This is a genomic window from Jeotgalibaca dankookensis (assembly GCF_002005405.1).
Classification (GTDB): Bacteria; Bacillota; Bacilli; order Lactobacillales; family Aerococcaceae; genus Jeotgalibaca; species Jeotgalibaca dankookensis.
Window position 1 is genome coordinate 1,570,384 of record NZ_CP019728.1, and the last position, 26,797, is coordinate 1,597,180.

At 37.1% G+C, this 26,797-nt stretch carries 25 protein-coding genes; 7 read left to right on the plus strand and 18 right to left on the minus strand.

Going from position 1 to position 26,797, the window contains the following annotated elements; translation table 11 throughout:
* Positions 1-42: 42 nt before the first annotated feature.
* Both BW727_RS07730 and BW727_RS07735 read right to left on the minus strand, forming a co-directional pair.
* On the minus strand, positions 43-1,806 hold the full coding sequence (locus BW727_RS07730) for an ABC transporter ATP-binding protein (RefSeq protein WP_062469869.1): 1,764 nt from the start codon (positions 1,804-1,806) through the stop codon (positions 43-45).
* Positions 1,799-3,550 (minus strand): ABC transporter ATP-binding protein, encoded by a 1,752-nt coding sequence (locus tag BW727_RS07735; RefSeq protein WP_077795817.1) that lies wholly within the window; start codon positions 3,548-3,550, stop codon positions 1,799-1,801. The genes BW727_RS07730 and BW727_RS07735 overlap by 8 nt, the downstream gene beginning before the upstream one ends.
* A 182-nt stretch (positions 3,551-3,732) precedes the next feature.
* On the opposite strand from BW727_RS07735, the gene BW727_RS07740 reads away from it, so the two are divergent.
* Together BW727_RS07740 and BW727_RS07745 are read left to right on the plus strand one after the other, a co-directional pair.
* Positions 3,733-4,563 carry a helix-turn-helix transcriptional regulator gene (locus tag BW727_RS07740; RefSeq protein WP_062469866.1) on the plus strand — a complete coding sequence of 277 codons (831 nt, stop codon included), beginning with the start codon at positions 3,733-3,735 and terminating at the stop codon, positions 4,561-4,563.
* A gap of 42 nt (positions 4,564-4,605) precedes the next feature.
* Positions 4,606-5,952, plus strand: a complete 1,347-nt coding sequence (locus BW727_RS07745) for a DUF1576 domain-containing protein (RefSeq protein ID WP_062469863.1) — start codon at positions 4,606-4,608, stop codon at positions 5,950-5,952.
* 211 nt (positions 5,953-6,163) lie between these two features.
* Here BW727_RS07745 and BW727_RS10750 read toward each other — a convergent pair whose 3' ends face one another.
* From BW727_RS10750 to BW727_RS07785, 9 genes are all read right to left on the minus strand, one after another.
* Positions 6,164-6,421, minus strand: a complete 258-nt coding sequence (locus BW727_RS10750; protein ID WP_227807171.1) for a Rossmann-fold NAD(P)-binding domain-containing protein — start codon at positions 6,419-6,421, stop codon at positions 6,164-6,166.
* Positions 6,369-7,004 carry an SDR family oxidoreductase gene (locus BW727_RS07750; protein ID WP_227807172.1) on the minus strand — a complete coding sequence of 212 codons (636 nt, stop codon included), beginning with the start codon at positions 7,002-7,004 and terminating at the stop codon, positions 6,369-6,371. The genes BW727_RS10750 and BW727_RS07750 overlap by 53 nt, the downstream gene beginning before the upstream one ends.
* Positions 7,005-7,533: 529 nt before the next feature.
* Positions 7,534-7,869: a hypothetical protein gene (locus BW727_RS07755; RefSeq protein WP_062469859.1), complete on the minus strand. Its 336-nt coding sequence runs from the start codon at positions 7,867-7,869 to the stop codon at positions 7,534-7,536.
* Between the two features lie 89 nt (positions 7,870-7,958).
* On the minus strand, positions 7,959-8,252 hold the full coding sequence (locus BW727_RS07760; RefSeq protein ID WP_062469855.1) for an endo alpha-1,4 polygalactosaminidase: 294 nt from the start codon (positions 8,250-8,252) through the stop codon (positions 7,959-7,961).
* A 410-nt stretch (positions 8,253-8,662) separates the two neighbouring features.
* On the minus strand, positions 8,663-9,871 hold the full coding sequence (locus BW727_RS07765) for a YcjF family protein (RefSeq protein ID WP_062469854.1): 1,209 nt from the start codon (positions 9,869-9,871) through the stop codon (positions 8,663-8,665).
* A 14-nt stretch (positions 9,872-9,885) separates the two neighbouring features.
* The gene (locus BW727_RS07770; RefSeq protein WP_062469852.1) at positions 9,886-10,470 is read right to left on the minus strand and encodes a TetR/AcrR family transcriptional regulator; all 585 of its coding nucleotides are present in this window, start codon (positions 10,468-10,470) and stop codon (positions 9,886-9,888) included.
* A gap of 168 nt (positions 10,471-10,638) precedes the next feature.
* Complete coding sequence (locus BW727_RS07775; protein ID WP_062469850.1) at positions 10,639-11,331, minus strand: zinc metallopeptidase; 693 nt, start codon at positions 11,329-11,331, stop codon at positions 10,639-10,641.
* 56 nt (positions 11,332-11,387) lie between these two features.
* Complete coding sequence (locus BW727_RS07780; protein ID WP_062469848.1) at positions 11,388-12,002, minus strand: 5' nucleotidase, NT5C type; 615 nt, start codon at positions 12,000-12,002, stop codon at positions 11,388-11,390.
* Positions 12,003-12,102: 100 nt separating this feature from the next.
* Positions 12,103-13,374 (minus strand): uracil-xanthine permease family protein, encoded by a 1,272-nt coding sequence (locus BW727_RS07785; RefSeq protein WP_062469845.1) that lies wholly within the window; start codon positions 13,372-13,374, stop codon positions 12,103-12,105.
* Positions 13,375-13,802: 428 nt separating this feature from the next.
* Here BW727_RS07785 and BW727_RS07790 point away from each other — a divergent pair, with 428 nt between their 5' ends.
* Complete coding sequence (locus BW727_RS07790) at positions 13,803-15,350, plus strand: bifunctional ADP-dependent NAD(P)H-hydrate dehydratase/NAD(P)H-hydrate epimerase (RefSeq protein ID WP_062469842.1); 1,548 nt, start codon at positions 13,803-13,805, stop codon at positions 15,348-15,350.
* A 59-nt stretch (positions 15,351-15,409) separates the two neighbouring features.
* Here BW727_RS07790 and BW727_RS07795 read toward each other — a convergent pair whose 3' ends face one another.
* Positions 15,410-16,006, minus strand: coding sequence for a cob(I)yrinic acid a,c-diamide adenosyltransferase (locus tag BW727_RS07795; protein WP_062469839.1), 597 nt, complete (start codon positions 16,004-16,006; stop codon positions 15,410-15,412).
* Between the two features lie 108 nt (positions 16,007-16,114).
* Between BW727_RS07795 and BW727_RS07800 the strand changes: the two genes are divergently transcribed.
* Positions 16,115-17,302 carry an AI-2E family transporter gene (locus tag BW727_RS07800; RefSeq protein WP_062469836.1) on the plus strand — a complete coding sequence of 396 codons (1,188 nt, stop codon included), beginning with the start codon at positions 16,115-16,117 and terminating at the stop codon, positions 17,300-17,302.
* Positions 17,303-17,508: 206 nt separating this feature from the next.
* Here BW727_RS07800 and BW727_RS07805 read toward each other — a convergent pair whose 3' ends face one another.
* The 3 genes from BW727_RS07805 to BW727_RS07815 all read right to left on the minus strand — a co-directional run bounded on the left by BW727_RS07805 (position 17,509) and on the right by BW727_RS07815 (position 22,699).
* Positions 17,509-17,868 (minus strand): DUF1622 domain-containing protein, encoded by a 360-nt coding sequence (locus BW727_RS07805; RefSeq protein WP_062469833.1) that lies wholly within the window; start codon positions 17,866-17,868, stop codon positions 17,509-17,511.
* A 113-nt stretch (positions 17,869-17,981) separates the two neighbouring features.
* A complete protein-coding gene (locus BW727_RS07810; RefSeq protein WP_269466547.1) occupies positions 17,982-20,183 on the minus strand; it encodes a DNA topoisomerase III in 2,202 nt (733 codons plus the stop codon).
* 119 nt (positions 20,184-20,302) lie between these two features.
* Complete coding sequence (locus tag BW727_RS07815) at positions 20,303-22,699, minus strand: AAA family ATPase (protein WP_062469830.1); 2,397 nt, start codon at positions 22,697-22,699, stop codon at positions 20,303-20,305.
* 238 nt (positions 22,700-22,937) lie between these two features.
* On the opposite strand from BW727_RS07815, the gene BW727_RS07820 reads away from it, so the two are divergent.
* The 3 genes from BW727_RS07820 to BW727_RS07830 are packed head-to-tail and all read left to right on the plus strand — an operon-like array spanning position 22,938 to position 25,028.
* Positions 22,938-23,573: a phosphoribosyltransferase gene (locus BW727_RS07820; RefSeq protein ID WP_062469827.1), complete on the plus strand. Its 636-nt coding sequence runs from the start codon at positions 22,938-22,940 to the stop codon at positions 23,571-23,573.
* 13 nt (positions 23,574-23,586) lie between these two features.
* Positions 23,587-23,820: a DUF1858 domain-containing protein gene (locus BW727_RS07825; RefSeq protein ID WP_062469824.1), complete on the plus strand. Its 234-nt coding sequence runs from the start codon at positions 23,587-23,589 to the stop codon at positions 23,818-23,820.
* Positions 23,817-25,028 (plus strand): DUF438 domain-containing protein, encoded by a 1,212-nt coding sequence (locus BW727_RS07830; RefSeq protein WP_062469821.1) that lies wholly within the window; start codon positions 23,817-23,819, stop codon positions 25,026-25,028. Before BW727_RS07825 ends, BW727_RS07830 begins: the two co-directional genes overlap by 4 nt.
* A gap of 17 nt (positions 25,029-25,045) precedes the next feature.
* Here BW727_RS07830 and BW727_RS07835 read toward each other — a convergent pair whose 3' ends face one another.
* From BW727_RS07835 to BW727_RS07845, 3 genes are all read right to left on the minus strand, one after another.
* Entirely contained in the window at positions 25,046-25,606 is a 561-nt protein-coding gene (locus BW727_RS07835; protein WP_062469818.1) for an NUDIX hydrolase, read from the minus strand.
* A 111-nt stretch (positions 25,607-25,717) separates the two neighbouring features.
* Positions 25,718-26,041, minus strand: a complete 324-nt coding sequence (locus BW727_RS07840; protein WP_062469815.1) for a hypothetical protein — start codon at positions 26,039-26,041, stop codon at positions 25,718-25,720.
* A gap of 14 nt (positions 26,042-26,055) precedes the next feature.
* Complete coding sequence (locus tag BW727_RS07845; protein ID WP_062469812.1) at positions 26,056-26,796, minus strand: DNA/RNA non-specific endonuclease; 741 nt, start codon at positions 26,794-26,796, stop codon at positions 26,056-26,058.
* Between the last annotated feature and the right edge of the window lies 1 nt (position 26,797).

Here is a 26,797-nt window from a genome sequence, read left to right on the forward strand (position 1 = left end):
AACCTCGTTACTCCTATAAAAAGAGTAGCGAGGTTTTCATTTTTAAAGCTGACTTAATAAGTTGGATTGTGTTTTATAGAGATCGTAATAGTATCCACGCTGTTTAATTAATTCCTCATGACTGCCGGATTCTAAGATTCGATGATCGCCGATATAAAAAATACGGTCGCTATTGCGAATAGTTGAAAGCCGATGGGCTACTACGATGGCAGTTCGCCCTACCAATAGTCGATCCAGTCCTTCTTGTAAGGCCAACTCTGTTTGTGTATCAATACTTGATGTTGCCTCATCTAATATTAGAACTTTTGGATCGGATAATAAGGTACGCGCAAAAGAAATCAGTTGCCTTTGTCCAGCTGATAGCGTACTTCCACGCTCTTGAACGTAGGTATCATAACCAGATTTCAAGTTCATAATGAAGTCATGGGCAAGAACAATTCTAGCTGCTAAAATAACTTCTTCTTTCGTTGCATCCAATTTCCCATAACGAATATTCTCGAAAATAGTTCCAGAAAAAATAAAGGTATCTTGTAACATTACCCCTACTTCCTGCCGCAATGAAGCAACTGTAACATCCCTTATATCGATGCCATCAATTAAAATCTTCCCTTCGTCAACATCGTAAAACCGCGGGATGAGGTTGGTTACGGTTGATTTACCCGCTCCAGTTGCCCCAACTAAAGCGATTGTTTCGCCTGGTTTTACCTTGAAAGATAAATGTTCAAAGATTGGTTGATCTTCTTTATAGCCGAAACTCACATCTTCAAAAATTAATTCACCATTGATAGGTGGCATTACAAATGCGTGTGGTGAATCGGTAATATGTGGCTCAATATCCATCATTTCAAAAACACGTTCTAAATAAACCGTTCCAGACACTAATGAATTATAGAAATTTCCTACGTTAACAATTGGATTCCAAAAGTTGGTTACATAGGCAACAAATGCAATTAAGACACCCGTTGAAACCTCTACGCCAAGCCCTCGGATTCCGGCAAAATAAACAAATGAAATTGTAACCGAAGAAATTATCTCTATAATAGGCCCTAAAATAAATTGTACACGTACAGCTTTCATCCATGCTTGACTCTGCTGTTTGCTAACATTTGCAAAAATATCCACGTTCATACCCTCTCGTGTAAAGGTTTGCGTTGTTTTAATTCCTTCAATCGATTCGTGAATGTACGTATTCAAATTTGCTTGTTTTTCACTTAATTCTTCATAAGCCACTCGTTGTTTATTTTTAATGATCATGGTGACAATAAATAATACTGGTAACAAAATCATACTATACAGAGTTAACATAGGGTCAATTGAAATCATAATGGTCAAAGTTACAACGATACTTAAAATATCGGAAATAACCGTTATGAGTCCCGACGATAGGATATTACTAAGGGAATTAATATAATTGACAACTCGCACAAGTATTTCCCCGTGTGGACGTGTGTCAAAAAACTCAAAGCTCAATTTTTGTAAATGATTAAATAAATCTGAGCGTATGTCACGTAATACATCTTGACCTAATTTAGAAATGTTAAAAATACGGTAACGAATAGCTAACCCATTTAATAAATTTGCAAGTGCAAATAGAACGATAACCCATAAAATGGCTCTCAGGTTTTCATTTGGAATAGCTGTGTCAATAACATAGCTCGTTAAATAAGGTCCTAAAACCATGACTAGGTTAGAAAATAAGATAACTCCTAATAACTTCATTATATTTAATCGGTATGGTTTCAGATAGCTTCCAATCCGTCTAAAACCTTGAATGTCAATTTTATTTTTTTTTGATTTTTCAGCCATTCTCCTCACCCATCCCTGCTTGTCCTAGCTGTTCTTCATAAATTTTACTATAAGCGCCACCTTTTTCTAACAATTGTGTGTGCGTCCCCCGTTCAATAATCTCTCCTTTTGATAGTATCAATATTTGATTGGCATTTTTTACAGAAGAAATACGATTGGCAATAATAACCGTTGTTTTACGATTCTCATTTTCTTTTAAGCCTTTTTGAATTTTTACTTCCGTTTCCATATCTACTGCTGAAGTGGTATCATCCAAAATTAAAATAGATGGTTCTTTTATTAATCCTCTTGCTAAGGATAACCGTTGTTTTTGTCCCCCCGATAGACCACTGCCTCGTTCGCCTAGATAGGTCTCATATTGCTCAGGCATCTTTTCAATAAATTTGTTGGCGTCTGCTACACGGGCTACCCTTTGAACAGATTGAAAGGGAGCATTAGGTATCCCGTAGGAGATATTTTCTTTGATGGTATCTGAAAAGAGAAAAACATCTTGCATCACTACTGCAATTTGTTGACGTAGTTCAATGACGTTCATTTCCTTAATATCAATGCCATCAATTAACACCCGTCCTTCTGTTGGGTCAAAGAAACGTGAAATTAAATTGACGAGTGTGGACTTACCAGACCCCGTTTCCCCTAAGATACCTAACGTCTGACCTGCTTCGAGATGGAAGTTAATGTTGCGAATAACATCTACTTCAGGTTCATCTGGGAAAGAAAAAGATACATTCTCAAAGGTAATTTCACCTCTTAATTTTGGAATACTGATTCTTTCTTCTACTGGTATTTCTGGTTCAATCGCTAGCATCTCACGGATTTTCAGCGTACTTGCATCGAAGTTTTGTAAGTCATTTACGTGGTTCCCAACGTTACGCATAGGAACGTTCACCATCCATATCAACCCATTAAAGGTAACAAAATTCCCAATTGACATAGCATTTGAAATGACAAACATGCCGCCAGCTCCAATTGCAATAACCGACATTAAACTTGCAAACACTTCAATAGCTGGTAGATAAGTTGAAGAGATTTTGGCCGAATTTAAATTACGTTGTCTAAAATCTTCATTTCGGACATTAAACTTTTCAATCTCATAGTCTTCGCGCGCAAACGCTCGAACTACTTTGTTTCCACCAATATGTTCTTCTACCATCGTATTGAGCCGCGAAAAGCTTTCCCTAATTTGATAAAAAGCAGAACTAGCTTTTTTTGACAAGAGAATGGTTAATACAGCAATAAATGGTGCGACAATCAAAAGCATTAACATCAAACGCCATTCAATAGTGCCTAAAAAGATTAAGGCCGCAACAAAGAGAACGAGATTATCTAAGATATTAAAGTAAGTCCATGCAACGGCATGCCGTATGGCATCTGTGTCTCCCGTCATTCTTGCCATAATATCTCCTACCCGCGTATTATTAAAAAATGTAAAATCAAGTTCTTGTAATTTCGTATAGAGGTCTTGTCGAATTTCAAATAAAACATCTTGGCTAATTTGTTCAAACTTTATTTGGTAAAGGTAACGCATTCCCATCCGGAAGACAGTTGCTCCAATTAACAATCCTAATAAAGGAAGCAACCAATCAAGTTGTTGGTTATTGATGACTTGATCGACAATAAGACCGCTGATATAGGGAGTCACAATATTCATAAGAGCAATTATAATCGTTAAGATACTCGCCCAAGTCCAACCAAACCAGTATGGCCGAATATATTTTTTTATCCATCCTAAACTACTATCCAAGACACTTCCACCTTTCTATTTATGTTATTATCAGTGTAATTCAAACTATGTGTCCTTACTATGGAGGATCCATTCATACATTATGGACAATATTATCGCCCTGATAACTGTCAAGCGTTGCATCTCATGTATCAAATCGCTATACTTTTAAGTAAACAGAAGATACGTTGGAGGTCATCGTGATGCTTCATATTGACTCAAAAACATTTAATCCGGAAATCTTATATGCTTTTGATGCTTATTCATCAGGACCGAGTATTGGAAAAAGCCACTCTCATGACTTTTTTGAGATGTCTGTTATGTTAGATGGCCAGTCTTATTATGATATTGAAGGTCACATCCACCATGTTCATAAAGGTGCGATATTGCTCCTCAATCCTGGTGTAAAACATCAAGTTTCTACTCCTGAAGGAGAGACGAATCGCCAGTTGCATCTAGGTCTGCGTCATTTTGCAATCGATCGTTTCCCGAAGAATTTCTTTCCACTCAATACTACCGTCACTTATTTATCAGAATATCAAGATGTTTTTTCCCAAACTTGCCAAGAAATAATGACGGAACGTCTCGAAAGAAAAAAAGGGCATGCAGTTATTTTAAAGGGCTTGATATTAAAACTGATGATTTATATTTTACGAGATAAAACTTCTGATTCTAAAGAAGATACAGCTCTTATTTTGTCAGAGGAAGACTATAACCGACAACAATTAGTGACTGAAGTTAAATTATATATGGAATCTCATTATTCAGAAGACATCACCTTAAGTGATATTGCACAAGCTTTTTACACCAGCCCGGCTACTATTTCACGTGCTTTTAAAGACCAGCTGGACGATTCTCCTATTAATTATTTGATTCAATATCGTTTAGAAAAAGCAAAATCTCTGATAGAAAACCATCCTGACATTAGCGTGACTGATACAGCACAATTAGTAGGTTATGAAGATGCTCTTTATTTCAGTAAGCTTTTTAAAAAGTATTATGGTAGCTCTCCCACTCACTATCGGGATTTTTAGAATTATAACCTTTCAAAAAACTGCAAAGTAAAGGAGCACGTCATGCTAACAATTCCTGTGCATCATTATCCAGATCTACGGACACTTCCGACAAAAATTTTATATCAACTCTTTATTCTTATCTCAATTATAATGGCGGTTGTCGCTTTCTTTTTTAATACCCCCCTCGAAATTTGGGATGGATTTTGGCTGATTATGCGTTCACCTGCAAATTTACTGACCGATTATATGGCTTTGGCAAATCCAGGAGCTACCTTGATAAATGCTTCAATTATGACCTTGCAAGCTTTGGTGGTTGTCCGCATTTGTAATGCTAAAATAAATGGACCGGTTATTGCAGCGCTTTTTTTGATTATTGGCTTTTCTTTCTTCGGTAAAAACTTTTACAATTCTATGCCAATCGTCCTAGGTAGTCTTTATTACGCGAAAGTCACCCGTAATCCGCTTGAAAAGTCCTTATTGGCAGCTTTATTTGGAACTGCTCTAGGCCCCTTGGTTAGCGAACTGAGCTTTAACGAAGGGTTTCCACTCGTGATTGGAGTGAGTATGGGCTATCTTGCCGGTTTTATTGTGGGCTTTATTTTACCGCCACTTTCTAGACATGTGATTACCTTTACTAAAGGATTCAGCTTATATAATGTTGGTTTTACTTCAGGTTTTCTTGGAACGCTTGTTATTTCTTTAATGCGAAGTTTTGGAATGACTGTTGAAAACTCTCTACTCATCTCCAGTCTTCATACAAGGCCCTTTACACTTCTATTAATTACTTTTTTTACTGCAATTTTTATATTTGGTTTTTTTATTAATAATAAAAACTTCAAGGGTATCAAAGATATACATGAACAAACCGGTCAACTTTCTACTGATTTTATTGATGTAGGAGGTATCGGAGCAACCTTCATGAACATGGGCATGCTCGGTGTTTTTTCCACGCTCTATGTGTTGGCATTAGGCGGTGATTTGAGTGGACCAGTTATTGGCGGTATTTTGAGTGTGGTGGGGTTTGGAGCCTTTGGCAAAACCTTATTGACAGCGACACCTGTGATGATTGGTGCAACAATTATGTCTCATTTAACCTTACATGACACGCGAACAGCTCCCATTTTAATCGCGATTTTATTTGCAACAACGCTCTCTCCCATAACTGGGCGTTACGGAGCCATCGTTGGGATGATAGCAGGCGCCCTACACCTAGCTATGGTAACAAATGTTGGATTTTTATACGGTGGGGTTAATTTATATAACAATGGTTTCGCTGGTGGACTAATTGCTGCTATGATGGTACCAATATTAGAAGCAATCCACGTCCATCGCGTTGCCCGTCTAAATCCAGACCGTCCCGAACTTGATCCTGCTGAAGAAATTGAACGGCTTGAAGCTGGCGAATAAAAAACACGAAAACCTCAAAATCTTAAAGAGGTTTTCGTGTTTTTATAGTACCGTTTTATTTGAATCTTCGCTTGAATTCGATACTGCACTTCCCAAATAGAGATAGCTCCTGATAAATGCTTGGTCATCTGATCCATCACAAATTCGTAATCGTCGGAGTGGATTTTGTCTGTACAAAACTATAGTTGATAAACAACTTTTATTTATTACATTAATACCCTTTTTGTCTGATTATTTCATCTGTTTTTTCATATAGCTTTCTTGTTAGCTCTTGATTTCTTGCAATTTCCTTGACTTCTACTGGTTTACAATCAATAAAATATTGCCCTGAAACGCCTTCTACCTCTTTACTAGTTGCTACATACAGAGAAGTTTCTGCTCCTTCTTCGGGTGATTTGAAAAAGGGCCGTAAGAACTTATAGACGGTTTTTCCAAATCCTGTTTCTCGATACGCCCATACTGGTTGCAACAGCACCTGGATGAAGCGCATTGACGGTGATGGCTGTGTCAGAAAGTCTATCCGATAATTCCCTAGCAAACAAGAGAGTCATCATTTTCGATCTTCCGTAGTTCCCTATAATAGAAAATTTACTTTCCGGTTGAAGATTGGACAGATCAAATCGAGCCATTTTGTATCCATTTGAGGAAACCACTACTATTCGGGCAGATTTCGCTTTTTTCAAATTGGGTAAAAGTAACTGTGTCAAATAGAAATGACCGATGTAATTTACTCCAGTCATTTTTTCAAACCCGTCTTCTGTATATTCTTTTTTCAAAGCAAATACTCCAGCATTATTCACTAACACATCAATAATAGGATACTGCTCGATAATCATCCCTGCTGCTTTTTTTATGCTTTCTAAAGAAGCTAAGTCCCCTAAAACAAGAAAAACATGTTTGTTTCCACTCTTTTTTATAATTTCCTTTTGAGCTTTTTCCCCTTTTTCTTGAGAGCGACAAAGCATAATCACTTCAAACTTTTGTTTTGCTAACCCTAGGGCTGTTTCATATCCTACTCCGGTGTTTGCCCCGGTAACAACTGCTGTTTTCATTTTCGTCCCTCCACCATTTTTTATAAGTGAATGATACCATTTTAAGTAACAAATAAGGAGGTTACATCCCTTACACTCCTTTTATAAATAGTATATTAATCTTTTCGGGGTATGAATATGTATAAAAAAGGAACCATTGCTCTTCGATTCATTTTAAATTGATAGGTATTAGTATCTCCGAAATAGGAATATTGAGTGTATTAAAAATATTTATACGAAAATTAACTCAAAAAGAAATCCGATTATCGTTCTCTTATACGGATGGTCTTTTATCTACTCATCGGTCGACTATTACTCTTTTCACCATATTTATATATAGGTTTAGTAAAGAATCTGATATCCATTTATTTTATAAAATCTAACGCTACTGGGAGACATTGCAACTCAACTTACTCACCCTACACAAAAGAATAAATTGAAAAGAAGAATAAGAATTACTCTACCCGTAGTAATTGATGCGATTATGCCAAGAATTGTATTAGATGATGTCAATTCTTTTCTACTTCGTTTATTTGTTATTTATAGGTAGTTATTTCCCATTTAATTCAATAGAATTAGAGATATAAACATTCCATCCTCTTTCCTTTGCATAGTCTTGAATTTCTTTTTCTAGATGGTTATCTTTTGTATATTCCAGTAAAAAAACATCTTTATCTAAGTCCTCCATCGCATTCAAATAATCTATATAATAATTTTGTTCCACCTCAGTTTGAATACCAAACGTTTGATCCTCAAAATTTATCGTTGAAAATACTGTTTCTTGATTCACACTTGTTAAAATATCATTCACTTGATTGCTTCTTTGGGCATATAACTCGACAAATTCATTCCCACTATTCACGATAACTGGTTTTTCATGAGTCATTACTCCTTTTAAAGTAGCTTCTACTCCTAAATAAATTGCCTCAGTAGGAATTTGACTATATACATCTACGTTATCTATCCAGAATCCATCTACATTTTTTCCAGTAACGAAATAACTAATTTTTCTTCAATGAAGCGCTGCCATTCTTTACTAGAAACGTTTATCCAATATTCATCTTCCCAATCTTGATAGGGCTTTTCAATTAAATGATGGAATTCTTCAAAATAAGGACGAAACATTTCTAACGAACCAATATTTAAATATGTATAAACCTGTTGACCACGGTCTTGCATGAACAAAATTTCTTCTTTAGACAGAACCTGTGCATCGACAACTACTAGTTTGTATCCTTCACTTGCCTTTACTGCATCCTCGCCCTCCAAGCTTAAGAAAACTCCATAACTAGAAAGCCGTAACAGTTTATATTCATTGAAGATTCTTTTTATTGGTAGAGTTATGATAATTACTTCACATAAAGTATATCTATTTATAAATCATACATTCAACCCATATCGTTCATAAATAGAAAGTCTTTAAAATAGAGGTTCTTTTGCAATAATTAACTACCAGAATCCTCTACTTTTCTATTGTACAGTAAAAAAAGACAAGGAATGATACAGTGAATTTAAAAAATGATGGTTGTGAACAAAGCGATAGATACTATCACTCTCAAACAATGCCAAGAAACAATCCACGTCCATCGCATTGCCCGCTTAAATCCAGACCGTCCCGAACTTGAAGCTGCTGAATAGAAAACAGACTTTTCTTCCCTTGCGAGAGAAAAGTCTGTTTTTTATTTTTTCTTTTTGAAAAGTTGTTGAACCTTTCCTAGAAAACTTGTTTTTTTGTCAATTTGATCTAATTCGGTCTGCAACTCTGGGGCGATTTTGCTATTCTTCAAACGTGACTGTAGTTCTTTTTTCATTAATTCGCCAATATTTTTTAAGTCAGGATATTCACCGTCTACTTCACCTTTTGCGATAAAAGATAAGACCTCAATATAGCTAAAAGCGAGCGCAGTAGTTAGGATAGAGGCCGTCCCCCCACTAATTAACCCGCCAGCTAGTGTTCCCGCTCCAGGAATAAATTTTATTAAATTCGATACAATGTAGCGGCCCAAATAAGTTGCACCACCGGTTCCACCAACTGCTCCCAAAATACTTGCAATATTCGTGCGTTCCATAGAGATACCGAATATAGCGGTAATATGGGCCATCATGCTAATCTGCATAGGCACTAGAACCGTGGCATCAGAAAATGGAATGGGGGTAAAACCTACCCCGAACGTAGAGGCAATATAGCGCCTTGCCCAACGCCTAGCTGCTTTCGCTTTACGTTCAATATCTACTTGTTGGGCATTGTTAAAAGCTTTGGTAACATCCTTAGGAATCACTTCAATGGTACGCGAAATTAGTTCTTTTAGTCCACTTCGTGGAATAGTTAACTCATCCGATATCACCAAGGGTTCTGCCATAATGTTCATAACGGCGGCTATTTCTAAATTTAACTCTTCAATATAGTTACGAAACGCTTGCGCCGGTTGACCGATGGCTTGGGTTAACACAATAATTACCGGTAAATATTGTGCAAGTTCATTTATAAAAGAAATTTCTGTCTCTTCAATGCGAGAAGAATTCGCATTGATACAGTAGTAAATAACATGAATCGCTTCTTCAGGTCCTTTTTCTAGGCTCGTTTTGATAGTTGAAAAAATTTCGCTCCGTACTTGCGTTTGGATGGTTCCACTCAATTCTAACCCGCGTGTATCATACAGTACAATAGGAACTCCTTCTTTAGATATAAGTCTCAAGTGTTTGGTTACCGGTTTGCCAATACCCGTGGAAGCCAGTTTCTCACGAAATATATTATTTACAAGTGTACTTTTCCCAACACCCGTTTTACCGACAAGCATAATATTAACTGTCTGCATGTTATTGATTTCTTTTTGTGTTTCATTTAAAAGCTCATCGACTAGGCTTAAATCAATATTCTTGTTCACCATCTTATTCACTCCTATCAGTCTTTTAGATAGCATTCTAAAATATTAAAGCTATATTCTCCCATCATGTCAGCAGTGTCTTCCATTCCAGATTCTAACCACGTCCGGATAATCCCTTGTATGGAATAAGAAAAAGCAGAAACAATATAAATCGCTGGTACATCTTTTTGTTTGGGTCCTAGTTTGGCGATGAGACGATCTTTCAAGAGCTCATTGAATTTGTGATGAAAGGAATAGCTACTATTCTCATTCGTCAAACTCTTAATCAGTAGACTATTTTTCTGAATGTATTTAAATAGCGTTGTAAATTCATCAACAAGCTTTTTTCTACTTAATTCAGAATGGATATTACGTTGGGCTAAATTCAAAATGTTGGATCCTGTTTCGCTAATTTCAATCATGAGTTGATTGATACTCTTTTCCATTAGATCATATTTATCTACATAATGAAGGTAGAAGGTGCCCCGATTAATCCCCGCTATATCTGTAATTTCTTTGACTGATATTTTATTTATTGATTTTTTCTCAAGTAATTCTGTTAAGGCCTCTTGAATGCCTTGTTTTGTTCGTATAATACGGCGATCAATTTGTTTCGTGTCCATGCTTATTGATACCAACCCTTCTTTTTTATCGCTTTTAACTTCTTCTATGTATTATAAGCTACTTCCTGTCTAATTAACAACATAAAGAGCAAAAGAGTTGGATATCAAAGGTAAAAATTACCATAAAAAGAAGGTTGAGACACACGTCTCAACCTTCTTTTTAAAATATTAGTCTCTTCTGTTACCAAAAATCATAACCAATCGCAATAGTTGTAGGAAGCTCATAATCGCGGCAGCGACATAGGTCAAAGCTGCTGCATTTAGCACATTCTTAGCTTTGGGAACTTCATCTCTTTCAAGAATATTTCCACTCCCTAGAATTTCAATGGCACGGTAAGAAGCATTAAATTCAACGGGTAAGGTAACCACTTGAAAAACAAAGGTAAGTGAGAACAAAAGAATACCAAGTTGGATGAGTGTTTGCCCGCCTGATCCTAGAACAACCCCAATTAAAATCATCGGCATCGATATGGATTGCCCAAAATTAGTAGCTGGAACAAGTGCATGACGTAAACGAAGCGGTACATAGCCTACTTGGTCTTGAATAGCATGCCCTACCTCATGTGCCGCAACACCAATTGCAGCAACGGACGTTGAGTTTGCGGTGGTATCAGAAAGACGTAAAACTTTGGCACGTGCGTCATAATGGTCAGTCAAATCCCCACTGACACGTTCAAGACGAACATCTTGAATCCCCGCACGATCTAATATATATTGGGCGGCTTGTGTTGCTGTATAGCCTTTTCGGCTAAGAACTTTACTGTATTTATTAAAGGTACTTTTAACGTAAGCTTGAGCAGCAAACGAAATAACCAACCCGATAATAATTAAGAAATAACTACCCCCATAGAATAGTGGCATCTGAAACCCTCCTTTTATTTAATTATAACAAATGAGTTTGAATATTGTGTGAAGATTTATTTAAGCAAAGCTAAACCCTGCTTATAAGTTTGAAGACGATTATATTGAACTTCTTCTAATCGTTCCTCATAGTCATCAATAAAATGTTGATAAGCTTTTGTCCAGTTGTCAATGCGTTTAAAGGGTGTGTCTATTTTTTGATTGAATTTAGCTGTAAACAAAATACCGGTTCCTCTAAACTGATGCAACTGCTTGATATTATCATCAATCAAATAATCTGAACGGACTACTTTTTTATTACCACAATAAATATAATGATTGACGTCTAAAAAAGGAAAATGCTCCTGGAGCCATTCAAATTTATCTTGGAAGGAGCCAGGTATCTCCATTGCAGCTGTTGCAATATAGACATCATATTGTTGGTTGAGTTCTGCGACAACTTCAATCGCATTTTCTTTAACAGCAAGATCCCGTGTAAAACCAGGTTGATTTAATTCTCTGATAAAAGCTGCGCGTTGTTTTTCATTAAAGGCTTCTTCTAAATCTAAGGTTAATAAATCATCGGGTGTATAAGTCGTTTGGTTCATTTGATTAAAAAAATCAACCATTTTCTCAGTCGTACCTGCCAACACGTCATCCATGTCAATTGCGATACTTATTTTTTTAGGCAAGTGTCACCTAATCCTTTCTTCTTTACTTTCTATACCCTATTATACCAAAAAAACTCCCAAAACCAGACTCTTTTGTCTGATTTTGGGAGACTCTCATTAATTAGACTTCTTTCGGTAAAATTAAATTTAAGATAATCCCAGCTAGGGCACTTAAAGCCGTTCCGGATAATGTAAGAAGAGGCAATTCTAGCGTTGCCCCGCCCAAACCTAGTACGAGCATGGAACTCGCTATAATAAGATTGCGAACCATTCCAAAATCAACTTGCTCTTCTATTAAAACCTTTAAACCGTTACTCGCAATAACACCGTATAAGAGAATAGCCATTCCCCCTAATACAGGACTAGGAATGGTTGAAATTAAAGCTGTAAACTTTCCTAGAAAACTCAACCCAATTGCAAAGAGTGCTGCGTTACGAATAACCGAAACAGAAGCAATCCGAGTCATACCGATTACGCCAGTATTTTCACCATAAGTGGTATTAGCCGGCCCACCAATAAGAGCCGAAACAGCCGTTGCAACGCCATCACCTATTAAGGTTCGATTTAAACCTGGTTCTTTCATAAATTCACGGTCACAAATTTTTCCTAAAACGGTATGATCGCCAATATGTTCCGAAATGGTTACTAAGGCAACGGGAACGATTGCTAATGCTTCTGGTCCGAAGTATGGCCGGTAAGAACTAAACCATGGTGTTTGGAAAGGAAGGATAAAACCTGGTAATTCAAACCAGCGCGCTTGAAGAACAGGGGTAAAATCCACTAAGCCAATCGCTAAAGCAATCAGATACCCTCCAACAATTCCGATTAGAAAGGGAATAATTTTGAAAAAGCCCTTCGCTTTGGTGTTAACGAAAGCGGTGATTAAGAAGGTGGCTACTGCTACAAACATATGCCGGACGTCCCCACCTGCTACAAATCCAGCGTTTGTTACTGCTGAACCTGCTAGGCCTAAACCGATTACCATAATCATAGGGCCAATTACAATGGGTGGTAGTAGGGTATCAATCCATCTCGTTCCTATCAGTTTAACAAGTGCTGCTGCACTTACATAAACCAACCCAACTAAGACAATACCCGTTTGGGCGGCGCCAATATCGCCTCCCATTTGTTCGATTGCGACTGCCATTGCTGAAATATAAGCAAATGATGAGCCTAAGTAAACGGGCACTTTTGCTTTAGTCGCGAAGCGATAAATCAACGTTCCTAGTCCACTTGCAAACAGTGCTACTGAAACAGGCATCCCTAGAATTAAAGGAACCAAAATGGTCGCTCCAAACATAGCGAAAATGTGTTGAAAACTTAGTAAAATACCTGTTAAAACGGGGGGTTTTTCATGTACCTCTAATAATAATGCGCGTTGACTGACAGCCATACCTTATTCCTCCTAGTTTTGGGCATAAAAAAATGCCCTTTTTCTAAGCAAAAGGACCTATAGGTATCAAATATGAAATTTGTACCCTTCCTGACCTCACGGGATCAATTTAAAGGACTTGTGCTGCAATTACTATAGCATAACTTTTTTTTGACTTCAAGCTCTTATATTTGAAATTACTCTTGGTTTTTTAATCAAATTTTCTTTAAATTATTACGCAATTACAAAGATGTCTACAGATATTCAGCGTATACTAGATGAGTAATGAAAGACACAATCGGTTTTCTTAATTTATAATCTAGGAGCTGCAACTCCTTCCTTTTAGACAGCGCCCGGGCGTTGTTTTTTTTTGTGCTAAACAGGTCATTTTTATTTTAAACACTGCGATGCTATACTGATGGTAAAATCTTCATGAGGAGGGTCTAGAAATGAAAAAATTAGTAGATAGTCAACAGATGAGAGCGATTGATACGTACGCAATTGAAACAATCGGGATTCCCTCACTTGTGTTAATGGAAAATGCGGCCAACCAAGTGGTCAAGACAATGGAATCAAAAATTGATAGCGAAGATATTATTCTGGTCGTAAATGGATCAGGTAATAACGGTGGAGACGGTCTTGCTATCGCAAGGATTCTCTTAAATCGTGGCTACCAAGTAGATGTTTTTTTTGCGGGTAAATTAAACCATCTATCAAACGAAACACAAAAGCAATTAACTATCCTGGAAAACTTAGATATGGTTATCTGGACTTCCCTAGATGAGGTAGAATTTGATCATTATACTGTTTTGGTCGATGCTTTATATGGAATTGGATTGACCGGTACTGTCACTGATGCTAGTTATGCAATTATTGAACGAATGAACCAACATCATGGTCTGACTTACGCCGTTGACATGCCTTCTGGTATTTCAGCGGATGATGGCAAGGTAAAAGGAATAGCGGTGAAAGCAGACTATACGATTACTTTTGGAGAGGAAAAGTTAGGCCAGATTCTTTACCCAGGTGGTCAGTATTGCGGCCAGCTCATTCTTGCTGACATAGGTTTTCCGCCTCATGCTGCGCCAGTTATTCACTCTGATTTTTATCGTTATGACAGAACAGATTTAAAACGATTACCTAAAAGAGATGCATATACACATAAAGGTTCCTTTGGGAGAGTTCTGGTAGTGGCCGGCTCAGAAAACATGAGTGGTGCGGCCTTCTTTTCGGCTAAAGCTGCTTACCGTACTGGAGCTGGCTTAGTAGAAATTTTGACAGTTGATGCTAACCGTACTATTTTACAAGCGCAATTGCCTGAAGCAATTTTAACTACATATAATCCCGAAGAGTTAGATAGTAAAGAAGAAAAGAACGCTATCAAAAAGGCAGTTGAGCGAGCTTCTTCTATTGTTGTAGGTCCAGGTTTAGGAACTTCCCACAACTCTCAAAAGCTACTTGGTTTAATGAGTCTGTATGCTGATGTTCCAGTTGTTATGGACGCTGATGCGATTAATATTGCTAGTAATTATTATAATACCTTCCCACTGATGCGAAATAACACTTATACACGGATAAATGAACTTTCAAATTCGCTACCCGCCGGTTCCATTGTAACCCCGCACATGAAGGAGTTTGCTCGACTGACTGATCAACCTATGTCGGTTGTTCAAGAAGATTTATTAGAAATTACGGATATTTGTACGAAAGATTCGCATTTAGTTTTTGCTATTAAGGATGCACGTAGTATGGTAGCTCATGATTCACAGCGTTATCTTAATTACTCTGGGAATAACGGTATGGCAACTGCTGGTTCTGGAGACGTCTTGACTGGCATTATGGCTGGATTAATTGCACAAGGGTTGCCATCTTTTGAAGCAGCTAAATTGGGCTCCTACGTTCACGGTTTAGCAGGAGATTACGCCTCTCAAAAATTAAGCTCTTACAGTGTGATGGCTTCTGATTTAATTGACTCCTTAAGTGATGTTTTTTTATAGAAAAAAGAGCGAAGGCAAATTAAATTGTCCTCGCTCTTTTCTATTTTAATGATTTATTATTATTTCCTTTTTTCTTTGGATACGTGAAACACTCTTTCACTGCGTTCATAAGGAACGTCTTCTATTCCTTGACGTGTGTTCATCAGACGAGCAACCACGAAGAAATAATCAGATAAGCGGTTTATAAATTTTAAAACGGATGGATTGACTTGTTCTGGTTCAGCTTGCATAAAAGTCACTATTTTACGTTCCACATTACGTGTTTCTGTTCTTAAAACATGGAGCCAACTTGCCGACTCACTACCTCCAGGAATAATGAAATACATAATTTCTGGTAATTCAGGGTCGTAATGATCAATGCGCCCTTCTAACCAAGTTACATGCTCGCCGGTAATTTTATAATCCCGATGTCCATTGGGTATAGACAAATCTGATGTACAATCAAATAAAAACTGTTGAATGGTACGTAAGTCTTTGCGAATATCTTCTGAATGTCCGTCTTTTATGAGAGATGCTTCGACCAGACCGCACCAAGAATTAATATGATCCACTTCGCCGAACGCATCTATTCGCGCATCATTTTTCTCAACAGCTTGTCCGCCTCCAATGCGCGTTCTGCCTTTATCTCCTGTTCGTGTATAGATCGATGGTTTCATTTATCGCTTCACTCCTTTTTATTTATCATACCAGATTTTAATATTAAAATGAGTGTTTGTGGTTTTATATGCTAGAATAAAGAAAATAATTACTAAAGGAGTGTTTATATGGTTGAACAAGAAAAAAAATCGTCTACCAGTTTTCTTAAAAGCTCCAAATTCATGCAATTTTTCGGAGGCAAAAACCTTCTTTTTTCCTTAACGGCTTTTATTCTAATTGGTCTGTTAATCATGGTTTACCAGCAAATAGCTTTTATCTTTTACCCATTACGCGTTATATTCTCAACTATTGTGACGCCAATTGTTCTGGCTATTATCTTCTTTTATATTCTGAACCCACTCGTATCTTTTCTAGAAAAAAAGAAAATAGGTCGTATTTGGGGAACGATCATTGCATTTCTTGGCGTTATCCTTTTAATTGCGGCTGGAATTTTATCGGTTGTCCCAATATTGACAGAGCAAATTACTGATTTCGCAAGTGATTTCCCTGAATATATTCAGGGACTAAATCAAAATTTTAAAGAGTTTTTTGTTGGGAGTCAATTTGAAACTTATTTTAACGATATGATTGGGAGTTTGGACTCACGTATTAGTGAAGCCCCCGGGGAAATTTGGAATTGGATTTCCAGCTCTTCTCAGCAAATTTTTGATGTCTTTTCCACTATTTCGAATGTTGTCGTTGCTGTTGTTACTTTTCCAATTATTCTCTTTTTTATGCTGGCTGACCGCGGGAAATTCAAACCTTTTATTATGCAGTATACACCGCCTGTCTTTCGTAAAGATTTAGTAACCATTGGGCGACGTATCAGTGAAGTCTTAAGTTCTTATGTTGTCGGGGTGGCCCTAGTGGCATTGAGTTTAGGAGTCATTTTATTTTTTGGTTACCTGATTATTGGGCTTGATTATGCCTTCGTTCTAGCGGTAATTGCAACCATCACTGCTGTTATTCCTTTTATTGGTGCAACCATTGGGATTATTCCAGCCATTATTGTCGCTGCCTTTACCTCCCCTGCTATGCTTATCAAGATGATTGTCGTTTGGGTGGTTGCTCAAGCCGTTCAAGGGAATATTATTGAGCCAAATATTATGGGTAAAAAGCTGAAAATACATCCACTGACTATCATTATCGTCTTACTGATTATGGGCAACCTTTTAGGTATTGTCGGTATGATACTCGGAGTTCCTATTTTTGCTGTTGCACAAGTCTTGTTCGAATATATATTCAATAAGTTTAGAAAACATTATAATCGTTATTATGGCAATGTTGCTGGACGATTTGAAATTGAAGAAGAATAAAAAAAGAAGCTTTTAGCTTCTTTTTTTTGCCTATTCATCACTAACATATTAAATAAAGATGCTAGTGATGAAAATGATGACTATTTCATCATTAGCGATTATATTTTGCTTACTTATGATAAATTATCGCTATTTTTCATCATAAGCACCTATGTTTAACTTTCTAATGATGAAGATTTCTTCTACAGCGAGGATATTAGTCTTTTTTATTTTTTCATTTCATCTATTCGATTAACCAGCTTACTTTTTTCACTATTTTCGATTTCCCAGTGGATGACAAAGGTTAGAATCACACGCAACACAACGATTGCTGCTAAAATAACAAATTCATCTAAGGTCTGGATTACAACTGTTTTGAGAATCTCAGCAGCTAATTTAAATTCTAAACTATATGCCAGTGCTTTGGCTAAATCCAATTTCGGATCAGAAGCCATGAGATTTCCACGGGAAAGGAGAAAGAAAAACAGCGACCGCACAACTCCATAAATAATAATCAAGACACCAATCAATTCAATAATAGCGGATATAACGGGGATAATTAAAACTAACAGGGCATGTACATCCATTTTGATTCCCTCTTTTCATTATACTCTTATGTCTTTATTCTACCTGAACAACCTTTATATTCAATAAAATAAAAAGTTAGCAATAGCGTGTCAGGCTATTGCTAACTCCTTCTTTAATCGTCTAATTTCAGTCCTTTTAAAGCATCAAATAGGGCATTATTGAGTGGTTCTTCTTTTTCTTGCTTGTTTAAAAACTTTCTTACATCACGTTTATCGGCTTTTTTACTGCTTTGTTTTTTTCTTTGTTGAAAAGCAGATAGTTTTTCGCGGAAGCCACAATTTTTACATACAAACATTTGGCCATCCCCTTCACCCACCATTTCGAGTTTTTTATGACATTGTGGACAGCGTGCATTGGTTAGACGCGAAATATTTTTACGATGACCACATTCTCGATCCTGACAAACTAGCATTTTGCCTTTTTTACCGGTTACTTCCAACATTGGCTTTCCACAATCGGGACAAGGTTTACTGGTCAGATTATCATGCTTAAATTTGGCATCACTCTGTTTTATTTCAGAGACAATTTTTTTAGTATAAGTTTTCATTTCTTGAATAAAGGTATCTTTGTCCAGTTGACCTTTGGCAATTTTTTCAAGGCGTAATTCCCAATCTCCTGTTAATTCTGGTGATTTTAATTCAGAAGGAACGAGTTCTAAGAGTTGACGTCCTTTGCCAGTAGTATGAATACTATTTCCGCGTTTTTCAATCATAAATGAGCTAAATAGTTTATCAATAATATCGGCGCGCGTTGCAACAGTACCCAGTCCACCTGTTTCTCTTAAGGTTTGAGCTAACTTTTTATCTGAAGAAGCCATATATTTAGCAGGATTTTCCATAGCTGTTAATAAAGTCGCTTCTGTAAAATAAGCAGGTGGTTTGGTTTGCCCACTGGTTTCATTTAATACACGAATGGATAATTTTTCACCTTTATGAAGCTGTGGCAATAACTGGTTTTTTACATCTCCATCAGATTCATTATCTTCTTCGTCTTGGTTGTAAACATCACGCCAGCCTGCTTCAATAATGGTTTTTCCTTTTGCAACAAAGCTTTCACCTGCTAGGCTCGTTTCCAATGTAACTTCTTCCCATATTTCACTTGGAGATAGAGCAACTAAGAAACGTTTGACAACCAAATCATAGATTTTCCGCTCTCGGTCACTCAGATTTTGGATCGGAACCCTTTCTTCGGTAGGAATAATCGCATGATGGTCCGAAACTTTACTGTCGTCTACAAAAGACTTATTGGTTTTAATTGGTTGATTTACTAGCTTATTAGCTAACGGACGGTAAGCAGGAATAGCAATTGCTTTGAGTCGATCCGGAATCGTTGCTACAATATCTTGAGATAAAAAGCGAGAATCTGTCCGTGGATAGGTCAAAAGTTTATGACGTTCATAAAGCGTCTGCATGAGATTCAAGGTTTCCTTAGCTGAGTAACCAAAGAAACGGTTCGCATCCCTTTGTAGCTCAGTTAAATCATAGAGTCCCGGTGCAGGCGTTTTTTTACGCTTACTAGTAAGTGACTCAATTGTTGCAGCTTGATTCCCTATTTTTTTTTGTATCATTTGAATGTCATCTCGATCAAATGAGCGCGTATTATTATTTTTATCGCGCCAAATTAATTTCAAGCCTTGATCAGTTTGCGCCTCCAAACCATAATAGTTTTTTGGTTGGAACTTCTTGATTTCTTCTTCGCGCTGTTGGATAATTGCTACCACTGGCGTTTGAACACGTCCACAGTTAAGTTGTGCGTTATGTTTCGTTGTTAACGCACGCGTTGCATTCAAACCGATATACCAATCGGCTTCGGACCTAGCAACTGCTGACTGGTATAAATTTTCATAATTTTTACCAGGTTTTAGGTTATTAAAACCATCCTTAATGGCTTTATCTGTTACAGATGATATCCACAAACGTTTGATAGGCTTATGGACATTGGCTTTTTCAATCGTCCAACGCGCAACAAGTTCTCCTTCGCGTCCTGCATCGGTTGCAATAATAATTTCATTAACATCTTTACGATTAAGTTGTTGCTTGACCGCATTGTACTGCTTACTGGTTTGTTTAATAACTGTTAGTTTTAAATCTTGGGGTAACATAGGTAAATCATTTAAATTCCAAGTTTTATATTTTTTATCGTAGTGTTCTGGTTCGGCTAAAGTAACCAAGTGGCCGAGCGCCCATGTCACAATATAACGATCGCCTTCCAGATAGCCTTGCCCTTTTTTATTGCATTTTAAAACACGCGCAATATCGCGTGCAACTGATGGTTTCTCAGCTAATACGACACTTTTTTGCATAATAATAGTCAATCCCTTTCGTTCTCTTAGATTCTGTCATACTATACCATAATCATAGAATGACGCGATTTTGGATGCACTTACTAAATAGAAAAGGCAGCTTTTCCTCATAAAGGAGGAAAGTTGCCTTTTTAGAATGTTTCTTTGATATCTTGTGGCAAGAGTGTAAATAGATCTGCTTCTTCATCAAGCGCAAGACGATTACTTTGCTGAAGTTTTGCTTTTTCAAAGAGACTACGGGCAGCACGTGCGTTCCCGAAATGTTGATCTCGTTTGCTAAAGCCATCTGCAAAAACTTGTTGTACTTTTTCTTTCGTCTCTTCTGTCACGATAAAACCTTGCTGATGCGCAGCCATCACGAAAATTTCGAGTAGCTCATCGCTGCTGTAATCTGGAAAATCTATTGTATAGGCAATACGACTTCGTATTCCAGCGTTCATACTCAGCATCCGTTCCATTTCAACCGGATAACCAGCCATAATAACAACCAACTTATCGCGGTTATCTTCCATTTCCTTTATCAACGTACTGATTGCTTCAAACCCGAAATCATTCTGTGAGCCAGAATAAAGAGAGTAAGCCTCATCAATAAAAAGCACCCCACCATAAGCTTCTTTAATTTTCTCAAGCGTTTTGGGCCCTGTTTGGCCAATATATTGACCGACCAAGTCATCACGGGTTACTTCGATCATATGTCCCCGTTTCAAAACGCCAATTGATTTAAGTATTTGGCTAATTAAACGGGCAATGGTTGTTTTCCCTGTTCCTGGCTTTCCAGTAAAGACCATGTGAAGCGCTAAATCATTGAGTTGATAGCCGTGTTCTTCGCGGCGCTTCTCAGCTCGAACGTAATTAATAATTGATTTTACTTGCTCTTTTACATCATCCAAACCAACTAAAGCCTGTAATTCTCCCATTAAATCTTTAATATCATCTCCGAATAGCTGTTCAGGATTAATTCCAAAATCCAATGGTTCTAAAATAACCAAATCCTCTTCCGTTACACTCTGGTCGCTTAAACGAAAGGCACGCTCACGCATGGCCGCTTCCATAATGTTTCGAACTGCGCGAGCATTGGCAAATTGTGGCAAAACTTTTTCTTGGTTAATTCTTACCAAGAAAGCCTTTTCGGCATCTTCTGTCAATGTATAATGGTTATTTTCAGCTTGTTTTTTAGCAATAGCTAGTAACTCGTAATCTGTAAAATCATCAAAATTAATTTGCATATTTATACGACTGGATAACCCAGGATTTGATTTTAATAGTTCCTTCATACCATTGTCATAACCTGCCAAAATAACAATGAAGTCTTTACGATAATCTTCCATCGCTTTAATCAAGACTTCGAGTGCTTCTGAACCATAATCAGACTGGTCACTCTTTCCTGAAGCTAATGAGTAGGCCTCATCAATAAAGAGCACACCACCCTTAGCAGATTCGATTGCTTCACGTGTTTTTTGAGCTGTCTGTCCCATGTAGCCACCAACTAAATCAGAACGATCTACTTCAACTAATTGACCCGTTTCTAAAATACCTAAAGCTGCAAAAATATCCCCTAAAATTCGCGCAACTGTTGTTTTTCCGGTTCCGGGATTTCCTGAAAAAGCGAAATGGTAGCTAGCCTCTTCTTTTTTTTCAATTGACAGCATGTAAGCACGACGTTTGTCATACTCCATTAATTTAACAATTTGATTTACTTCCCGTTTTACCTCGTCTAAACCAACTAGCTGATTGAGTTCTTCCAATGAATGCTCTAAAGAAGGCTTGGTTTTTTTATAAGGTTGACTCGGTTCAAAATTAAAAAAGTCTCCAGACTGTTCGCGTTTATTCTTATTCGGTTGCATGCTCGCAATTAAGGAAGCAACCTTTGCTGTACTGGGTGATAATGGGCGCGTTTGTTTTAAATACTCAAACATTTTACGACATTCTTCAAAGTCACCATGAATGTAATAGGCATAAACGCGGTCGTATTCAATATCATCATCGTAGCCATATTTTTCTGACTCAGCAATCGCTGCTAGTATAGTTTCAACTGGCGCTTCTTTTTGAAGTAATATTTTCGTTTTTAAACGGTGAGAGGCGTAAGTTTTAGGCCGTTCCTTCAAAATCCCTTCGATTAACTCTAGGGATTTATCTAACTGATTCCGACCAAAAGCCATTTCAGAAAGGATTTTGGCTGCTTCCCAATTAGAGGAATTAGCTTCATAAGCACGCGCTGCTAAATGTTCTGCATCTTGCGGAAGTTTTAAATGGTTATAAAGTTGTGCTAATAATACTAAGTAATTATCTTGCGTAGGCTTAAGATCAACCGCTTTTTGAGAAAACGCCATTGCTTTTTGGTAGTCATGCCGTTTGAAGTAACTTAAACCCAATAAATAATTAACTTGTGGGTGATCGGGATAGGCTTGAAATGCTTCCCGTAAGGCAGGTAAACTACTCAAGGCCATATTTCCTTTAATATTATATTCCATTCCCCGTAAGCGTTCTTCCATAGCTGTTATACCTGCTTCTTTATCAATCAAGTGCACGGTTCCGCCTCCTTTCATTTACTGTTATTTAATAAAATAAACTGTTCTAGTATCCTTACTCATTTTATCATATCTATTCTTTCTTTACCTTATTATAGCTTTGATTTTTTAAGGAGTTAGCAAACTGATACACATATCCAGACTGTCTACTTTTTTTACAATGGGATTATAACTAAATTAATGTTATCATTAAGGTATAAAAAAAACGTTTTATTGATAATAAGAAAGGAGCTTCATTATGTTCTTAAACCGTACAGATGCTGGCAAACAGCTAGCCGAAAAGTTACAGGCATACAAAAATCAAGAGGTCGTTGTTTTTTCCTTATCTCATGGTGGTGTTCCCATAGGTATTGAAGTCTCCAAAGTATTAGACGCACCATTAGAATTAATTTTTACAAAAAAAATAAAACATCCTTATAATCCCGTTTATGCCATTGGCGCGATATCGGAAAATGGTATGTCCATTTATAATGACTCAGAGATTGCTAAAGTAGAAGATGAGTGGTTGGAAAATGAAGAAGCAAAATTAAAGAATGAAATTAAGTATAGACGCTACAAATTTGGAGACATCAAACATTTTGCAACTGGTAAAACTGCTATTATTGTTGACGATGGCATTGCAACAGGTTTTACCATGTTAGCTGCTATTGACGATGTTAAGAAGCAAAATCCAAGTAAGATTGTAGTTGCAATCCCTGTTGTGCCAGAGCAAATGGCTCAAAAATTAGACCAAGAGGTTGATGAAGTCGTAGCCATTGACCGGACACGAACCTACCAAGGTTCTGTCAGTGCTTATTATGAACAACTAGAAAAACTTTCTGACGAAGAATTACTCGAGCGCCTTGAATTAATGCGGAGCTCTGATAAGATTTAACCGAGGTGAAAAAATGAAAGAAATCAGTTTGAATGATACGGTTTATGATACTGTCAGCAAACATCCAGAGGTTCGTGAAGTGATTGTCGGACTGGGCTTTAGTCCGCTCCGGGATGATAAAATGTTACAGACTGCTGGAAGGATGATGACACTCGGCAAGGCGGCTAAACAATTTGGTATCTCCTATGAAACCATTGTTACAACGATGCAAAATAACGGTTTCCAAGTGAAGGAGAAACATTTATGATAGAAGAATTAAAAAACAAACGTTCCAAGGAATTCGAAGAAAGACAAGCGGTGTTAAAAGATTTAATTACACGTCTACATGCGAATGAAGACGAAGAGGTAATCAAAAAAGAATTTAAACAGCATTTTAACAATGTGAGTGCTTTTGAAATTTCCGTAATGGAACGGCGATTAATGTCACAAGGTATTGAAGCAGAAGAAATTATGCGTCTGTGTAACGTTCACGCTTCCCTTTTTAATGGCTCCATTGAAGCTGTTTACGAAAATAGTGAAGAAGTCGATAAACCTGGACACCCTATTCGCGTTTTGAAAGAAGAAAATTTAGCGATTGAAAGTGCGCTGGACCGCATTGATAAGCTCTTAGCCGTTTACTTGCCTGATCCGGATGCGGAATTGAAAAAGGGGCTATTGAGACAGCTAGATATCCTCTGGGAAATTGATAACCATTATGCTCGCAAAGAACATTCTTATTTCCCAATCATGGAGCGTTATGGTTTGTTGGCGCCACCGAAAGTTATGTGGGGAGTAGATGATCAAATTCGCGATTTAATTCGCGATTTTCGTCAAGCCATCTCTGATGATAAGTTGGAAGGGTTAAACTTTGAAACGGTTAAATATGAAATTGAAGAAATGATTGTGAAGGAAGAAGAAATTATGTTACCGATGATTTCTCCTTTCTTTAATGAAGACGACTGGATTTCTATTGCCGAAGAGTCAGATGAAATTGGGTATTGCATCATTAAACCAGAAGTAAAATGGACGCCTCAACGGGCATCCTTTGAATCTTCTGATGCTTTGGACGATGATACTATCTCTTTAGATACGGGGTATCTAACACACAAAGAATTACAAAAGATTTTAGATTTACAACCGTTAGAATTAACGTTTGTAGATGCCAATGATATTGTTAAATATTTTAATAATGGCCCCGGAGAAAAACTTCTCCCCCGGACGCAAAATGCTATTGGTCGTGAAGTCTATAATTGCCATCCACCTAAAAGCCAGCCTATTGTACGCCAATTAATTGCCGACTTTAAAGCAGGTAAAAAAGAGATTGAACAATTGTGGTTCCGTATGAAAGGAACTTATATTATGGTTAGTTATGCAGCTGTTCGCGATGACGATGGCACTTATATGGGAACTTTAGAATGGGTACAAAATATCGAAAATATCATTGATATTGATGAAGAAAAACGGACAATCGAATAGATTGTCTGTTTTTTTGATTAAGATAACATCTCTAACTTATCATTCAACTTTTGGTAAATGGTTTTCATGAACGGTTCAGTAGACAATACAACTGCTTGGTCTCGTTCCACCCAGTCTAAGGCACTATTTTCATCTGATTTTATAACTAGAGATTCTCTTTCGTCTGCTTGTAGTAAATAGGTAACATTAAGATGCAAGTGCTCTGCAATTTTTTCGCCTCTTTTTTCATGCGCCGGTACATCTAGAATTTCTAGTGCATAAATCTCTTCACGCAGTGCTTTTAAACTCTCTAAACCAGTCTCTTCATTTGCTTCTTTTAAAGCAACGCGAAGAAAATTGGCGTCCCCGTCTACATGCCCACCTACCCATGCCCAAGAGTCATAAATATTATGATACGCCATAACTACTTTTTTTAAATTTTGATTGACAATCCATGCCGAGGCTGTAAAATGCGCTAATTTATTTTCACGTGTCAATAAATCTTGGTAAGTATCAATATACTCTAACATACGAGCTTTATCAGTTCTTTCTTGTTCATTATAAGGTTGATAAGCCATAATCTCTTGACGAATATCCATTTGAACACTTCCTTTTCATCTATTTATTTCATTATAGGAACACACGTTCGCTTTGTCAATTTAAAAATAAGGAAAGAATGGGATTTGAACCGCTCCCTTCTTCCCTTCAATTTATAAAATAATAACGCTAATTAAAAAACTGATTAGTAAAATTGCAATAGGTACGGTAATAATAAAAGCAGTAATCCCTACAAGCGTGCGATCTTCTCGCCAAACAATAGCAATTAAGTTACCTACAACACTCACAAAAGCAGCTAGCATCCCTGTTAACGCAAAAAGAAAAAGAATCCAATCCATAGTCGAATGGGTCAATTGATTGCCACTACCAAACCGTGGTTCTAAATAAGCAACGAGCCCCCAACTTATTAGAAAATAGATTATTCCCCAAACGGATATTTTCCCCAATTTTGTTTGCGGAAGAATGTATTTTTTCATCTTGTTTCCTCCTTTTATTGTTTGGTACTGCTCCCATCTTGATAATTAATTTCATAACCATCTTGAATATTGAAAATATAAACATTGAAGTATAAGCCATCATCTTCTACTGATTGTGCCATCATATGGACCCCTCGTGCTACTAATTCTTCATCGCGAAAAACAGGTTGGACCTTATAGCGTACGTGGTGGCCAGTTTGCTCTAAGTAATAAGCAATATCGTTTTCAAAACGTAACATGTGTGGGTTATTTAAACTCCTTGTACCCGTCATTAAATTACGAATATTATTATTTTCACCCGTCAGTTGAAAACCAATCAGATGACTCCGATTATATAGCCATTGACCATTTTCGAGTTCCCTTTGGTTCCAACCAGATGGGTCAATATATAAACTCTCGCGCTCAGTCGTGGGATATAAATCCGTACTTAACATCGCATGAGCCGGACCGACCCGATTAAAGCGATCAATTTCACTGAACGATTGCCAACTTCCATCTTCGAGAGATAATTCATCAGGCGTGAATTCAGGAACATTATTATTAATTTCAATCACTTGATTGACGCCATCATACTCCAGATAAGTTAACTCTGATTCTGGGATGGATTCGGTCATAAAAATTGATTCAACAAACTCTTCTATAACCGGAATTGGTTGCGTTAAAAGTACAAAAAAGGTTGCGGAAACAGTTAAGATGGCTGTAATCACTTTCAATTTTATATCTAATTCATCTTTCTTTTTTCGTGATCTAGCCATT